The organism is Eikenella corrodens, assembly GCF_003990355.1.
GTDB lineage: Bacteria > Pseudomonadota > Gammaproteobacteria > Burkholderiales > Neisseriaceae > Eikenella > Eikenella corrodens_B.
Window position 1 is genome coordinate 649,499 of sequence record NZ_CP034670.1, and the last position, 15,488, is coordinate 664,986.

The following is a 15,488-nucleotide window of genomic DNA, read 5'->3' on the forward strand; positions in this document are numbered from 1 at the left end:
TCTATTGTTTCTTTGGGCTGCTTGGGGCTTGGTAGCCCGGAGCTAGCTTGGCGTTCTTGACGCCGTACAGCACAAGCGGATCGCTGAGCCACAGGCGGTACTGTTCTTCCTTGAGACGATGGTCGGGCGAGCAGTCCACGCTCCAGCGCAGCAGCATGTAGCCCGCGACGACGGCGCGAACGCGCATCCGGATCGAGCCGTCGGTCATCCCGTAGTCCATCTTGATGGTCTCGGGGTGCTCAAGGCGTGGGTGCGGCACAAAGTCCCGCTCGACGATGCGCGTCCACTGGATGTCGTTGTCTGGACGCTCATGGGCCTGCGGCTCCTCATCGAGCAGCGTCGGTGCTTCGATACGGGTGACGACGAAGTCCCGGAACTCGCTGCTCTTCCTATCAAATGCCCGGATGTGCCAGCGCAGCCCGGTGTCCACCAGCGCAAAGGGCACGATGACCCGCTCTGACTCACCGCTGCTCATCGAGTGGTAGCGGATAGTAACTGGCCGCTTGGCGTGGATCGCTTGGCAGACCGGAGCCAGCACACCCACCCTGGGGTTGCTCAGGGCGGTGGGCGACTCGCACGGCAGCAGCGGTTGCGTTGCGCCGCTTACACCATCGCCGAAGCCCAGAACCAGGGTCGACAGCACGCGCTGCGATGCGTGGTCGAACAGCGGGGAGAACGCCTGCCCGATACGGTAGATCTTGTTGCTACCGTCAAAGGTGATGTTCTGCGGCGTGATTTCCCGGTACAGCGCCAAGTCGCGTGTCGCGCCTGCCGGAGCCACGCCGAAGCGCTCAATCAGATCCGGGCGACCGATCTCACCGAAGAAGTAGAGCCGGAAGTCGATGTAGGCCAGCCGCTCGCGCTGGGCGTGGCTCAAGCTCTCGACGCGCTGGGGTTGAGTCACCGAAGGCTCCTCATCCAAGACGGATGACCGAAAGACTGATATTGGTTTTATGTTTGTCCATTGCTAGGCGGTTTACATCATCAAAATGATGCCATTATGCGTCACTGCTTGTAGCTGAGCAAACAATCGAAGTGGACAAATCGTCAAACCCACGCCCTCAAGGCCAAGGCGTTACTATCTGGTTCGGATTGCGGACGCGGGTTCGGTTCCGTATTCCGCCACCAGATTTCCTTTCATAAAACTTGTTTGGGCAGCCTTCGGGCTGCTGTTTTTATGTACTAGAAGTGTTTGGCGGTTTTAAAAAGGCTACCTGAAGGTTTCAGGTAGCCTTTTTTTAGTGAATTAAACTAAGAATGCTGCTGCGTTGGCTCGACTAGTCGTATTGTCTGCGGTTGGCCGCTTTGTTCCATCCCCATTTTCCCTCTATTCGGTTGGATAAGGGTTTGCTGCGGCAAAACCGTTTTCTTTATGCCAAACGCGTGATGCAGTTTGAAGGATGTGGCTGATTACAGAGATTTATGGAAATACCGCCCGATTCGATGGGTGCGGCAATTCACGCGCCATTTGTTACTGTTTTGCCAGTCATAATCTACGATGATGCCTTGGTTATCAGTATAGAAGATGCGGTCGTGGTTTTGGCCGTAGCAGACATCGCTATAGTAGTTGGTAATGATGGGGCCGTTTTGGCTGCTGCCTTCGTATTCACGGCCGCCGTAGGAAATATAAGTGTAGCGCCAGAGGTAGGCATAGCGGTTGTTTCCTGATTTGACTCTACTTTCTGTGGGTCCGCCGCCATAGGATTTGATAACGGCATCGATGGGTTTGCCAACAAAGCGTTTCATACGTGTGTCTAGGCTGGCGCAGCCGGCAGTGAGGCAAACGAGGCCGGCCAGGATGGCGGTGCGGCCGATGGAGATTGGGGAGGGCATGATGTACTGTCTTATGGTGGAAATGAGGGGCAGAATGATATAGTGAATTAACAAAAACCAGTACAGCGTTGTCTTGCCTTGCTGTAACGTGTGTACTGTCTGCGGCTCGCCGCCTTGTCCTGATTTTTGTTAATCCAATATAGAAAAGGAATAGGCAAGTTGGCAAGAGGCTACCTGAAAACATGAAACGTTTTCAGGTAGCCTCTTGGTTGGTACGCTTGGCCTTTAATAATGCGGCGGAATTTCGGCGGCGGGATTAAAGAGCTGATTCGCCCCACCGCCGTCTTTCTCTTGCAAACGGCCGTAGAGTAGGCGCAGCTGGGCTTGTTGCAAGTCTGAGGCTTGCTGCAAGCGGGCGACGGTGTCGTTCAGGCTGTCGAGCAGGTCGTTTTGCAGGGCGACCTGAATTTCCAGTTCGGCCAGCCGCGCTTCGGTATCGTTCTGCGTCATCACAGCACCATGGCGGCCACCCAGCCTGCGGCCATCAGCGGCAGGTTGTAGTGGATGAAGGTGGGGATAACCGAATCGTAGATGTGGTCGTGCTGGCCGTCTACGTTCAGGCCGGAAGTGGGGCCGAGGGTGGAGTCGGAAGCAGGCGACCCGGCATCACCCAGCGCGCCGGCAGTGCCGATGATGGCTACGGTGGCCAGCGGCGAGAAGCCCATGCCGGCGCACAGGGGAACGTAGATGGAGGCAATGATGGGCAGGGTGGAGAAGGAGCTGCCGATGCCCATGGTTACCAACAAGCCGACGGCAAGCATAACCAGTGCGGCCATGCTTTTGTTGCCGGCAAACAGGTTGGCGCTGGTGTCGACCAAGGGTTTGATCTGGCCGGTGGCCTGCATCACTTCGGCGAAGCCCTGGGCGGCAATCATGATGAAGCCGATCATCGCCATCATGCGCAGGCCGCTGTCGAATACCGCATCCACTTCGCAGCGGCGCACCACGCCGGTGGCCATGAATACGCCGAAGCCGATCATCGCGCCCAAGAGCAGCGCGTCGTCGTACACCAGCTGCACCACAAAGGAAGCCACAATCGCCACCACGGCCACCACGCTGCGGTAGGTGGAAATTTTCGGCGCGTTGGCCGCAGCCTGCTCGGAGCTCAAATCCACCTGATTATTGGTGTAGTGGCGCGGTTTGCGGTAGTGGATGAAGGCGAGCAGCAGCCCCACAAGCATGCCGGCGGCGGGAATCGCCATGGCTTCCATCACGTTGATGCCCTGCACGTTCATACCGGCTTTTTGGATGTTGGCCAACAGGATTTGGTTTAAGAAAATTGCGCCAAAGCCATAGGGCAGGAACATATAGGTGGTCACCAAGCCGAAGGTAATCACGCAGGCCAGCAGGCGGCGGTCGATTTGCATGCGGTTGAACACGAGCAACAGCGGCGGCACCACCATCGGGATGAAGGCGATGTGGATTGGGATGATGTTTTGGCTCATGATGCTCATCAGCAAGAGCGCGCCAATCAGCCCCCATTTCAGGCCGTTTACGCTGGAAGGGATTTGGTCGCGGCTGGCATTGCCGCCCATTTTGCGCACCACCATGCCGGCCAGCTGATAGGGCAGGCCGGAGTGGGCAATCGCCATGGCAAACGCGCCGAGCATGGCATAGGAGAGCGCAATCTTCGCGCCGCCGGCCAAGCCGCTTTGGAAATGGGTAATCACGCCTTTGGTGATGACTTCATGGGTGGCCGGGTCGGTAATATCCGCCAGCGGCAACCCGGCGGCCAGGCCGCCCACAAATGCGCCAATAACCAGGCTTAACACAACGTGTACGCGTGCCGCCGATAAAATCAGCATCACCAGCACAGCCAACACTACAGCATTCATTTTGCATTCTCCTTTCTTGCGCCGAATCCGCATCCGCCAAAAACAAAAGCCAAAGCCCGATTTCTCCGTTTATTGCCCGATGTGGAGAAATAAGCGCTTTAGCTGTGTGGCCGGGATGGACATCGGCCGCAGATTTATTTCATTAATCGGGAAATGAGTATAACAACGGAAAAAGCGGTGGGCAACAGGCAAATTGATTGGCTGTGAATAAATTTCCCCACTGATTCAGCAGAATAGTGGAGGCTACCTGAAAAGCAGGAAAGTAGTTTCTGCATAAGCAGAGTTTTGGGGTTGGGTGTGGCCGAACGGACAGATGCTATAGGTCGGGAAACAGAGTAGGGCGGTATCTGCCATAAGAAAGGCTACCTGAAAAATGGCTGCATTCATTTTTCAGGTAGCCTTTGCTCCGTCTGCCCTAATCAATCCGGTAGTGCAGTAATCGATAGGCATGGCGAATTTTGGGGAATAGGCACATGAGCCAGTAGTTGAGGCCGATGTCTTTGGCTTCGGGGAAATCGGTCATGCGTTTGGCAGACACAAGCCGGAGGTTGGCGGCCCAGCTTTCCATTTGGCGGTCGTCGTCGCAGGCGAAATCGAAGCTGGCACGGGCGTGTTTGAGGGCGTCGTGTTGGTCGGAATGTTTCACCATAAACGTACCGGCCACATCGAAGGCGATTTCGCCGCGGAAGCGTTGGGCAAGCTGTTGGAACAGTTCGCGCACTTGGGCTTCGGCAAAATACATCAGCACGCCTTCGAGAATAAAGAGCATGGTGGCGGCGGGGTGGCTTTGCTGCAGCTGTTCCATCCAGCCGGTATCGAATGCGGAGGCGTGGATGAGGGTTTCGTTAGCTTGCGGCGGCAGCAGTGTTTCGCGCAGAGTAATCACGTCGGGCAGGTCGAGTTGATAGAAAGTAGTATGGTCGGCGATGCTGCCGAGCCGCTCGCGGCGGCCGTCGAGCCCGCAGCCGAGGATGACAACGATGCCTTCGGGGTGGCGGCGGATGAAATCGGCGGCAACTTGGTCGAAATAGCGGGCGCGCAGTGCTGTGCCCACGCGGCTGTTGCGGGCGGCGCGGAATCGGTCGAAGTCGTAGTCGATTTGCGGCACAAGGCGCAGGGCGGCGAGGTCGTTCAGTATCGGCCGGCTCTGCTGTGCGTCAAGGTATTTCATGTAGAGCGGAATCAGCAGGGTTTCGCTGACGGCGTTTTGAATTTTCAGCATGGCATCTCTCCTGAACCGGGCTGCCTGCAGGCGTTTCCTTAAATGGAGATTTGAGCTGTACAGAAACCGGGTTGCAGCTCTGCTTTCAGGTAGCCTGTTGGACTAAATAGAAATGAGAATCTTACAAAAGAGATTGTACACCTGAATAAGCAGCTTGAGACGATGTGAAAGGCTGCCCGAAGGCTCCAAAGCAGCATACTTGATAACTTTAAGAATCAGTATGTTGACTATATTTTAGCAGGCTACCGGCTGCCCCGCAGCGTTTTCAGGTAGCCTTCTGCTTGAAAATCAGGCCAAACCGCCCAACTGGCAAGGTGTTGCTGATGTGGCAGTTGCACATATACCGAATGCGTCTGCCGCTTCAGGCTGCCTGAAACGTCCACCACACAAGGAATCCAACATGAACCCCGTCTTCCAGCCCTACACCTTCAACAACGGCGCCACCGTTCCCAACCGCCTCGCCGTCGCCCCCATGACCCATTTTGCTTCGGATGAAAACGGCCGCATTACCGACCAAGAGCGCACGTTTTTGCAAAACCGCTTCCGCGGCTTCGGCCTGTTTATCACCGCCGCCACGCTGGTGCAGGCCAACGGCAAAACCTTTCACGGCCAGCCGTACGCCATAAACGAGGACGACCTGCCCAGCCTGCGCGAAGTGGCACAAATCGCCCAAGCGCAAGGCGCGAAAGCCATCCTGCAAATCCACCACGGCGGCCTGAAAGCCGAACTTTCCGCCGACATCGTCGCCCCGTCCGCCGATGAGGCCACGGGCGCGCGCGAACTGACCGCCGCCGAAATCGAACAACTCATCGCCGCCTATGCCCATGCCGCCACTCTCGCGGTGCAGGCCGGATTTGACGGCGTGGAAATCCACGGCGCGAACGCTTACCTGCTGCAACAATTCGTGTCCGCCCAAACCAACCGCCGCACCGACGAATGGGGCGGCAGCCTGCACAACCGCCTGCGCTTCCCGCTGGCCGTAGTCGATGCCGTTGCCGCCGCCGTCAAAGCACACGCCAAACCCGACTTCATTTTGGGCTACCGTTTCTCGCCCGAAGAGCCGGGCGAGCAGGGCATCACCATGGCGGAAACCTTTGCGCTTGTGGACGCGCTGGCGCAAAAACCGCTGCAATATCTGCACGTTTCGCTGTGGGACTTCTACAAACACGCCCGACGCGGCGCAGACACCAACCGCACCCGCATGGAACTTTTGCATGAACGCATCGGCGGCAAGCTGCCCTTAATCGGTGTGGGCAACCTCTACACCGGCAGCGACATCGCCAAAGCGTTTGACACCGGCTGGGCGGAGTTTATCGCGCTGGGCAAAACCGTGATGATTAACCCCGATTTGGCCGATTTGCTGCGCGACAACCGTGATGCCGACATTCAAACCGACCTCGACCCCACCCGCGCCGACCACTACCGCCTGCCCGACGCGCTGTGGCAACGCTGCCTGACCAACTCGCCGTGGCTGCCGCCGGTGAAAGGGATGGAACGGCAGATTGTGGATATTTGAGCGTTTCAGATGGCCTTTAGAAGCTGAGGGCTGTTTGAAAAATAGTAAAAGCAGCCTGCACTTGGAAAATTCAAAGTGCAGGCTGCTTTTTCATCTTTTCAGGCCGCCTCAAACGCGCATCAAAGCAACGCCCATCTCACCGCTTCTTGTCCTTTTGGGTCCAGCCGCAGGAACTGGTTGATGATGCGTTCGGCATCGGGTGCGTCGGCGGCGGAAAACAGCGATTGCACGTAATCGTTTGCAGGCTGCTTTTTGATGGCTTCGGGCGTGCCGATTTGCACGAGTTTGCCGTTGTGCATCACGCCGATGCGGCAGGCGAGTTTCAGGGCTTCCTGCATATCGTGGGTCACGAACACGATGGTGGTGCCGAATTTCTGGTGAATCATGGAGATTTGGTCTTGCAGCACGGTGCGCACCAGCGGGTCGAGCGCGGAAAAGGGTTCATCCATCAGCAGCACTTGGGGCTTGGCTGCAATGGCTCGTAAAATACCGATGCGCTGCTGTTCACCGCCGGAAAGTTCATGCGGATAGCGGTCGCGGTAGTGTGTAGGGTCAAGTTCCACCAACTCCAATAATTCGTTCACGCGCGTTTTGCGTTCTGCTTTCGGCCAGCCCAAAATGTCGGGCATGAGCGCGATATTTTCCGCGACGGTCATGGTGGGGAACAGGGCGATTTGCTGCAACACATAGCCGATTTGATGGCGAAGCTGGCGGATGTCGTAATCCTTAATGCGCTTGCCGTGCAGATAAACGTTGCCGTCGGTCGGTTCAATTAGCGCGTTAATCATGCGTAAAGTGGTGGATTTTCCGCTACCTGAGCCGCCAACCAACACGAAAAATTCACCCTGATAAATGGTCAAATCCAAATCGCGCACGGCATATTTGCCGTCATATTGCTTGCCTGTGCCGCGAAATTCGATAAAGGGGATGGGGTTGTTTTGCATATTGTGCCTTAACGATGGTTTCCAAGTTGATACCAAATCATGTGCAGGCTGCTTTTTGGATTTCAGGTAGCCTTATTCGTTCATGACCACCACTTTCCCAAATCCGTCTGCACTTTGCAAAAAACGGTGGGCTTCGGGAACTTGCTCCAATGTAAACACGCGTTCAATTAAGATTTTCACATTAAATTGCCGGATATAGTCAAACATCGCATCCAGCTTGGCTTGCGAGACATTGCCCGAATAAAAGGCGGTGAGATAGCTGTTGTTTTTGAGTTCGATAATCGGATCAAAATCGTTCACGTACCATATGTTACCAAGCTGTCCTGTATTGCAGACGATGCCGTGTTCGTTGATGTGGGAGAAAGAATCACGCAAAGTTGCCGGCCCGACCAATTCCAGAATTTTGTCATAGCGTTGGTCAGTTTGCAGTTTGCCATCGGCTTCAGTAATCACTTCGTCAAATCCAACCGCCTGCAAACGGGTAGCTTTGGCAGGATTACGCGTTGAACCGTGCAGTACGACATGCGGAAACTGCGCTTTGAGCAGCTGTGCAAAGGCTACGCCCACGCCACTGCCTGCACCACGCACCAGCACACGATCTTGCGGCGCGATACGAAGCTGCTGCAATGAGCCGAACGCGGTGTAGTAGGTTTCGGGAATTGCGGCAAGGGTTGTCCAATCCAAGTCGGTATAAACGGGGTAAATTTGCTCGTTGGGCAGCAGCACATATTCGGCGTAACTGCCGTCAAAGGCGCGCCCCATTTCGCCCATAATAGAGACGACCTTTTGTCCGACTGCCAGCGCGGGTGTGGAACTTTGCGCCACTTCGCCTACACATTCGATGCCCAAAATGCGCGGAAATTGGACAGACGGCGATTTGCCTTCGCGTGTGAAAATCTCGGAATGGTTGATGCCGAAGCCTTTGATTTTTACCAGTGACCAGCCGTCTTTGATATTGGGCGTCGGCACGTCTTGATAAATGAGTTGTTCCGGGCCGCCGGCTTGGTAGATTTTTATGGCTTTCATGAAGTTTCTTAGTAGATTGTTTTTACAGGGTAATTGCGGATAGATATGTTAACTTCGCAGAAACTTGCCCCGTGCCGTTTTCAGGTAGCCCGAAGGCCGTCTGAAAACTCGGGAGAGAGGGTGTGCAGGCTGCTTTTTACGCTTTCAGGTAGCCTGAAGGCACATCCCGCCAATTTCACTTTCCTAACCACCCATTCTTCTCCAAATAATCCCGTGCCACGTTTTCTGCGCTTTCGCCTTGCACTTTTACGCGGTAGTTCATCTCGCTCATTTCCGCTTCGCTGATTTTGCCGGCCAATCGGTTCAGCGCGGCCACAATTTGCGGATTTTTCGCGGCAAATTCGGCTTTCATCAGCGGTGCGCCCTGATAGGCGGGGAACAGGGAAATATCATCTTTCAGCAGGCGCAATTGATATTGTTTCAACTCTGCATCGGTAGAAAAGGCTTCCACTAGGTCGATTTTGTCATTCAGCAGCGCCGTATAGCGCAGGGCGGGCTCTAGGCTAACAATATGTTTTAGCGTGATACCGGCCACCTGCATGCCTTTGTAGCCGTCCGCCCGGTCGGCAAATTCCAGTGAAAAACCGGCGCGGATATCGGGTGCAGCCTGCTTTAAGTCGCTGATGGCATTCAATTGGTGCGCCGCGCCGTAACTTTCTCTGACCGCCAACGCGTAAGTGTTCTGATAAGACATCGGCGGTAGAAACTCCAGCCGATATTGTTCCTCCAATAATTGTTTGCCCAGTCGATAAGTTTCATCTGGCGACAGATGGCGGTTTTTCTGTTCACTTGGTACTTGTACTAAGGCTTCCAGCACGGTGCCGGTGAATTCAGGGTAAATGTCGATTTCGCCGCTGTTCAGCGCGTTAAACAGGAAGGTGGTTTTACCGAAATTGGGTTTGACTGTGACTTTTACATTCGGATTTTCACGTTCAATCAATAATTTATACATATTAATTAGAATATCCGGCTCGCTGCCCATTTTGCCGGCAATCACCACGTTTTGCGTGGCAGGCGTAAATGAAACCTGCGACAGACCGAGTGCGCCGAAGCTCACAGCCAATGCCAGAATCATCGGCAGTTTGCGCCGCGATTTTTGCAACAGCCCGATAATGCCGCTGACGCCGACGGCCAGCAGCGCGGAGAGCAATGCGCCGGTAAACGTCATCGTCATGTTGTTGCGGTCGATGCCGAGCAGAATCAGGTTGCCCAAGCCGCCTGCGCCGATTAACGCCGCCAGTGTTGCCGTGCCGACAATCAGCACCGCCGCCGTGCGGATGCCCGAAATCATGGCAGGCAAAGCCATCGGCAGCTCAATCCGCCACAGCGACTGCCAACGTGACAGGCCGAATGCGGTGTATGCGTCTTGAATGGATTGGTCGATTTGAGTCAGCCCCAGATAGGTGTTTTGAAAAATCGGCAACAGCGCGTATAGCGTGAGCGCAATCAATACGGGCGGCGAACCGATGCCGACAAACGGAATCAGCAAGCCCAGCAGCGCCAAAGACGGGATGGTTTGCAGCACATTGGTGAACTGCAATACCGCTTCCGCCGCCCGCCGCCTGCGCGCAAACAACACGGCGGCAGGCACGGCAATGGCCACGGCCGCGAGCAAAGCCAGCCCGGAAAGCCATAAATGCGTAAGCAGCATTTGCCAGAGTTCGGCGGGGGAGAAGGGGAGGGATGTGGGCATGAGGGTTGGCCGTGTTGATGGTTAGTGGGTCGAATAGTATAGGGTTTTTTGGCGTGTGGCAAGGGATGGCGGCATGAAGGCAGAGGTGGGAAAAGCAGCCTGCACTTTGGGTTTATCAAGTGCAGGCTGCTTTTTGGGTTTTCAGGTAGCCTTTATTAGGCGATATAGGCTTTATCTACGCGTTTCTCTTTGCTATTCAAACATCTCCAGCACCTCTCCCAACAGCTCAACGCGCCATGTTTCGTTGGCGGGATTGTCCAACGCGGTAGTGAGGGCGGCATATGCTTTATCTGCGCGCGTGCCTTCTATTTTTGCAATTTTGTCGAGAATGCCCGTTGCTTCATGCGCCATTTCGAAATTGCCGTCAATCAGCCAGCTGATGGCTTTCTCAAACAAAGGCTCTGCCGGATAGTTTACCAAAGCATAAATCAGCGTACCGCGAACTTTGGCGTATTCCGCGCTGTCTAGTGCGGCTAAAATCAACGGTAGATTTCCCGATTGCGTTGTTCGGCAAGGTCTAAAATCAGCAGAATTTTGTTCCACAGCGGGGTTTGCGGATTTTTGATTTGTTCAATTAATTCGTTATTGCTCATCTTGATGTTCTCAAACCGAGCCACCGGCATAGCAAAAGGCTACCTGAAAAATTCCAAAATGCTTGGCGAGATGCAGCTGCCTACAACCCCAACTCCCTCCAAATCTCATCAATCTTAGCCGTAACCGCAGGGTCTTTTTTGATTACCCGTCCCCATTCGCGGTCGGTTTCGCCCGGCCATTTGTTGGTTGCGTCCAAGCCCATTTTGCCGCCGAGTCCGCTGACGGGGCTGGCGAAGTCGAGATAGTCGATGGGCGTGTTTTCCACCAACACAGTGTCGCGCACGGGGTCCATGCGCGTGGTTACTGCCCAGATGACTTCTTTCCAGTCGCGCACGTTCACATCATCATCAACCACGATGATGAATTTGGTGTACATAAACTGACGCAGGAACGACCAGCAGCCCATCATCACGCGCTTGGCGTGTCCGGCGTATTGTTTTTTCATGCTGACCACCGCCATGCGGTAGGAGCAGCCTTCGGGCGGCAGGTAGAAATCGGTGATTTCGGGGAACTGCTTTTGCAAGAGCGGTACGAACACTTCGTTCAACGCCACGCCCAAAACGGCGGGTTCATCGGGTGGTTTGCCCGTGTAGGTGGAGTGGTAAATCGGGTTTTCGCGCATGGTGATGCGTTCGACCGTAAACACGGGGAAATGGTCCTGCTCGTTGTAATAGCCCGTGTGGTCGCCGTATGGGCCTTCCAACGCGGTTTCGTTCGGATGAATCACACCTTCCAGCACGATTTCGGCACGGGCGGGCACTTGCAAATCGCTGCCGATACATTTCACCAGTTCCGTCCGCGAACCGCGCAGCAGTCCGGCAAACTGGTATTCGCTCAAGGTATCGGGAACGGGCGTTACCGCGCCCAAAATGGTGGCGGGGTCGCAGCCGAGCACGACGGCGACGGGATACGGCGTATCGGGATTGAGTTTGCGGAATTCCTGATAATCCAGCGCACCGCCGCGATGCGACAGCCAGCGCATAATCAGCTTGTTTTTGCCGATTAGTTGTTGGCGGTAAATGCCTAAGTTTTGGCGTTTTTTGTGCGGACCGCGCGTGACGGTCAAGCCCCACGTTACCAGCGGCGCAACGTCTTCCGGCCAGCAATGCTGAATCGGAAGTTTATATAAATCAACGTCTTCGCCTTCCCACACAACTTCCTGACACGGCGCATTTCTCACCACATTCGGCGCCATACTCCAAATGTCTTTCAGCAGCGGCAGTTTGGAAAACGCGTCTTTGATGCCTTTGGGCGGTTCGGGTTCTTTCAAATACGCCAGCGTCTGCCCGATTTCGCGCAGTTTGGACACGCTGTCCGCGCCCATGCCCATCGCCACACGTTCGGGCGTGCCGAACAGGTTCGCCAACACGGGATAATCGTAGCGCATACCGTCGGGCTTAATCGGGTTTTCAAACAGCAACGCCGGCCCTTCGGCACGCAGCACGCGGTCGGCGATTTCGGTCATTTCCAAATGCGGGGAAACGGGATGCGCGACGCGCTTGAGTTTGCCTTGCTGTTCGAGCATGGCGATGAAGTCGCGTAGGTCTTTGTATTTCATTTAAAGGCTACCTGAAAAATTAATCCTGCTCTGCCTCAATCGCAAACACTTTGCCGCTATTGTTGGCCCACAGTGCGTTTGCCGCATCGATTTTATCGCGCAGTTCGGCTAATTTTGCTGCCGCTTCGGGGCGATAAAACAAATTATAGCTTTCAAACGGAATCAGCTTGCCTTCCGGCGTGGCGAAGTGGATGCAGGATTTTTTCAGGCTGCGGATGTCCAGATTTTCGGCATCCATAAACTGCACCACCAGAATGCGGAATACGTTTTGGTAGCTCAATTCTGCGGGGGCGGAGATTTCCGGCAGGCAGCACATCAGCTCGCTCAGGCAGTTGGCTTGCGATTCGGGGCTGTGGTTGGTGGAAAACAGTTTGAAAACATGGTCTTTCAGCCCCGCGTCGTGCTCGAATACGATGGTGTTGCCCGCGCTTTCCACCAGCGTTTTGGGGTCGAGGTAGCGGGTGAGCGGGGTAATGTCTGCGCCGTCTTTGAATGCGTAGCCCATGGCGAGGGTGTCGGGGTTGCACGGCACGGGCATGATGTCGTCCGCACTGAAAATACCGCTTTGCTCAATGATTTTGCGGCGGATTTCGCTCACGGTCAGGCGGTTTTGTGCGCCGACGTTTTCGGTGCGCCCTGCAAATTGCACGGGTTGCAGCGTGATGCCGCGCACACAGGGCTGTTGTGCGGCAAAGCGGATAATGTCGCCGATTTCGTGGTCGTTCACGCCTTTGGCCACGGTAACCACCAGCGTGGTGGAAATCCCCGTGCGGTTGAGGTTTTCCAGCGCCTGTTTGCGGATGCGGCTCAAATCCGCGCCGCGCAGGGTTTGGGTAACGCCGTTGTCCAGCGAGTCGAACTGCAAATAGATTTCCAGCCCTTTCAGCCCGGTGGCGGCGAGGCGTTCGACGAATTCCGGCTCTTGGGCGATGCGTACGCCGTTGGTGTTAATCATCAGGTGCTTGATGGGGCGGCGGCGGGCGGCGGCCAGAATTTCAAAAAACTGCGGGTGGATGGTGGGTTCGCCGCCGGAGAGCTGCACCACGTCCGGCTCGCCTTCGTTTGCCACCACGGCATCAAGCATTTTTTCCACGGTTTCAAGGGGGTAGTGCTCGCTGCGGTGTGTGCCGCTGTCGGCAAAGCACACGGGGCAGTTGAGGTTGCAGGCGCGGTTGATTTCGATGATGGAAAGGCAGGAGTGCTGCATGTGGTCGGGGCAGAGGCCGCAGTCGTAGGGGCAGCCGTAGCGCATTTGGGTGTTAAACCGCTGCGGCATTTCGGGTTTTTTCACGAATACTTCGCGCCCCAGGCGGTAATATTCGGCATCGTCGCTAATCAGCACGCGCTGCATGCCGTGGTTGGGACACCATTTGTCCATATAAACATGGTTGTTTTTGAAGATGATTTTGGCTTCTACCACTTTGTGGCACTCGGTGCACAGGCCGGTGGTGGTGTCGTAGAAGTGGTAGGGGCGGTTTTTGCGGGACATGGTTTGCGTTCCTTATGGTTTGATTTTTTATCGTATCGTTTTCAGGTAGCCTCTTGCGGGCTATCTGAAAACGGCAAAAACTTATTCTGTTTCGTTTTCTTGGTTTTCATCGGGTTTGGCTTGCTCCTGCGGCGGTGTTTCGGGCGGGCCGATCGTCAATTTAAACAGTACTATTATAAAAGTGAACAGCGCCGCCGGAATGCTCAATATAATCAGTGCGCCCGACAGCAATCCTGCATCAGCGCTAGCCCCGGTGATACACATCCCCATGCCCACCACGAATGCCGCCAGCAGCGCCAATATCAGTGCCACAAAAATACCTAAACAACCTCGCATAATCAGCTTCCTATATTTTCAGGTAGCCCGCAGGCTCTTTATTCGTCATCTTCGTTTTCATTATCCTCATCATCCCCCGGCTGAGTTCGGCGGATACGCACACGGCGTGCAGGCGGCTTATCCGAATCTGCTTGATCTTGCAGCGAAGAAGAAAGCGCCACAAAGATGATGGCCGGAATCACCAACATCATCACAAGCATCAGTACGGCATCACCGCCGCCTGAGCACACGCCCAGCCCGACTACAAACAACATCAGCAGCAGCAAAGCCAGCACGCCCAAACAACCTGCCATATCCCATCCTTTCTATTTTTCAGGTAGCCCGGTGCCCGCGCAGGCTACCTGAAAATCCTGCACACATCCTTACCGCCGGCGGATACGCACACGCCGTTTGCCTTCCTGCTTTTTATCTTCGGCAGAATAAACATTGATAAACACCACGGCCCCCATTACCAATGCCCCCGCCATTGCCAACGCGATTACTGCCCACCACGTCCCATCGGCATCTCCGTCAAACGTACCCAGGCATACCCCAAAGCCCACCACCAGCAGCATGGCCGCCCCCAAGCCCGCTCCCGCTGCCAGCGCGGTAATTATTGCGATCACCGATGCCTCTAAAACACGAAAATTTTTGCTCATCCTCATTCCTTATTTTCAGGTAGCCTCAAACCGTGCCTCGGCCAACGGCCATAACGCCCAAGCATCATCACCGCCAAACCTGCCGCGCACACCCACTGAATCCCGCTCAAACCCAGCGGCCAACCGGGCGGCACCGGCTTGAGCCCGTCTATCAGCAGCCGCCACAGCAAATAACCCGCCATCAGAACCCGAAACGCCAGGCCCTGCTCGTGTGCGAAAAAGCGCCGCCACTTCGGCAGCCACACCAGTGCCGCCAAAGCAGCCAGCCATTCATACAGTTGTGTGGGATGGCGCGGCCCGTCGCCGAAATCCACCGCCCAAGGCAGGCCGGTGTGTATGCCGTAGGTGCCGTCATATAGCCCGGCCGCAAAACAGCCCGTGCGCCCGATGACCAGCCCGAGCAGGATCGGTGCCACAAAATCATCGCCCGTGCGTGAGCGAATCCCCGAGATTTTCTTGCCGATTTCCACGCCCAGCCAGCCGCCCAGCAGCCCGCCCACCACGCTCTGCCCAGATACTGCCGCCAGCCAAAAACGCTGCGGTTGCGTGTGCAGCAGCCCCCACAGTTCGGGAAACTGCAGCAGCGACACCAATTTATTGCCGATGCCCGCCCCCAACAGGCAACACAAAACCACCCACAGTCCGCCTTTGGCCGCCAGCGGCGAAGCATGGCCGCCGCGTTTGCGTAACCGGCTATACAGCCAAAAGCCGCCGCTCAAAGCCAGCCATTCCATCGTGGCGTGAAACAGGCGGGCATGGGTGGCATCGTGGAAAACGAGACGTTCGAGCATGATTGGGCTTTCG

At 55.6% G+C, this 15,488-nt stretch carries 16 protein-coding genes; 1 reads left to right on the plus strand and 15 read right to left on the minus strand.

The window, feature by feature from the left end; all coding sequences use genetic code 11:
- Position 1: 1 nt before the first annotated feature.
- From ELB75_RS03370 to ELB75_RS03390, 5 genes are all read right to left on the minus strand, one after another.
- Positions 2-904, minus strand: coding sequence for a helix-turn-helix transcriptional regulator (locus ELB75_RS03370; RefSeq protein WP_206501485.1), 903 nt, complete (start codon positions 902-904; stop codon positions 2-4).
- Positions 905-1,410: 506 nt separating this feature from the next.
- Positions 1,411-1,833, minus strand: a complete 423-nt coding sequence (locus tag ELB75_RS03375) for a hypothetical protein (RefSeq protein WP_126982710.1) — start codon at positions 1,831-1,833, stop codon at positions 1,411-1,413.
- Between the two features lie 225 nt (positions 1,834-2,058).
- Entirely contained in the window at positions 2,059-2,283 is a 225-nt protein-coding gene (locus ELB75_RS03380; RefSeq protein ID WP_126982711.1) for a SlyX family protein, read from the minus strand.
- Positions 2,283-3,668 (minus strand): Na+/H+ antiporter family protein, encoded by a 1,386-nt coding sequence (locus ELB75_RS03385; protein WP_126982712.1) that lies wholly within the window; start codon positions 3,666-3,668, stop codon positions 2,283-2,285. Before ELB75_RS03385 ends, ELB75_RS03380 begins: the two co-directional genes overlap by 1 nt.
- A 415-nt stretch (positions 3,669-4,083) precedes the next feature.
- Positions 4,084-4,890: a class I SAM-dependent methyltransferase gene (locus ELB75_RS03390; protein WP_126982713.1), complete on the minus strand. Its 807-nt coding sequence runs from the start codon at positions 4,888-4,890 to the stop codon at positions 4,084-4,086.
- A gap of 400 nt (positions 4,891-5,290) precedes the next feature.
- On the opposite strand from ELB75_RS03390, the gene ELB75_RS03395 reads away from it, so the two are divergent.
- Complete coding sequence (locus ELB75_RS03395; protein ID WP_126982714.1) at positions 5,291-6,406, plus strand: NADH-dependent flavin oxidoreductase; 1,116 nt, start codon at positions 5,291-5,293, stop codon at positions 6,404-6,406.
- Between the two features lie 119 nt (positions 6,407-6,525).
- Here ELB75_RS03395 and ELB75_RS03400 read toward each other — a convergent pair whose 3' ends face one another.
- From ELB75_RS03400 to ELB75_RS03445, 10 genes are all read right to left on the minus strand, one after another.
- On the minus strand, positions 6,526-7,350 hold the full coding sequence (locus ELB75_RS03400) for an ABC transporter ATP-binding protein (RefSeq protein ID WP_126982715.1): 825 nt from the start codon (positions 7,348-7,350) through the stop codon (positions 6,526-6,528).
- Between the two features lie 72 nt (positions 7,351-7,422).
- The gene (locus ELB75_RS03405; RefSeq protein WP_126982716.1) at positions 7,423-8,376 is read right to left on the minus strand and encodes a zinc-binding alcohol dehydrogenase family protein; all 954 of its coding nucleotides are present in this window, start codon (positions 8,374-8,376) and stop codon (positions 7,423-7,425) included.
- Positions 8,377-8,551: 175 nt separating this feature from the next.
- Positions 8,552-10,069 carry an ABC transporter permease/substrate-binding protein gene (locus tag ELB75_RS03410; protein WP_126982717.1) on the minus strand — a complete coding sequence of 506 codons (1,518 nt, stop codon included), beginning with the start codon at positions 10,067-10,069 and terminating at the stop codon, positions 8,552-8,554.
- A 192-nt stretch (positions 10,070-10,261) separates the two neighbouring features.
- The gene (locus ELB75_RS03415; protein ID WP_206501486.1) at positions 10,262-10,552 is read right to left on the minus strand and encodes a hypothetical protein; all 291 of its coding nucleotides are present in this window, start codon (positions 10,550-10,552) and stop codon (positions 10,262-10,264) included.
- A gap of 190 nt (positions 10,553-10,742) precedes the next feature.
- Positions 10,743-12,221, minus strand: a complete 1,479-nt coding sequence (ubiD, locus tag ELB75_RS03420; protein ID WP_126982718.1) for a 4-hydroxy-3-polyprenylbenzoate decarboxylase — start codon at positions 12,219-12,221, stop codon at positions 10,743-10,745.
- Between the two features lie 19 nt (positions 12,222-12,240).
- Positions 12,241-13,710, minus strand: a complete 1,470-nt coding sequence (locus tag ELB75_RS03425; protein ID WP_126982719.1) for a radical SAM protein — start codon at positions 13,708-13,710, stop codon at positions 12,241-12,243.
- Between the two features lie 81 nt (positions 13,711-13,791).
- On the minus strand, positions 13,792-14,046 hold the full coding sequence (locus tag ELB75_RS03430; RefSeq protein ID WP_126982720.1) for a hypothetical protein: 255 nt from the start codon (positions 14,044-14,046) through the stop codon (positions 13,792-13,794).
- A 38-nt stretch (positions 14,047-14,084) separates the two neighbouring features.
- Positions 14,085-14,339, minus strand: coding sequence for a hypothetical protein (locus ELB75_RS03435; RefSeq protein ID WP_126982721.1), 255 nt, complete (start codon positions 14,337-14,339; stop codon positions 14,085-14,087).
- 69 nt (positions 14,340-14,408) lie between these two features.
- Positions 14,409-14,684, minus strand: a complete 276-nt coding sequence (locus ELB75_RS03440) for a hypothetical protein (protein ID WP_126982722.1) — start codon at positions 14,682-14,684, stop codon at positions 14,409-14,411.
- Positions 14,685-14,686: 2 nt separating this feature from the next.
- The gene (locus tag ELB75_RS03445) at positions 14,687-15,475 is read right to left on the minus strand and encodes a prolipoprotein diacylglyceryl transferase family protein (RefSeq protein ID WP_126982723.1); all 789 of its coding nucleotides are present in this window, start codon (positions 15,473-15,475) and stop codon (positions 14,687-14,689) included.
- Positions 15,476-15,488 lie beyond the last annotated feature (13 nt).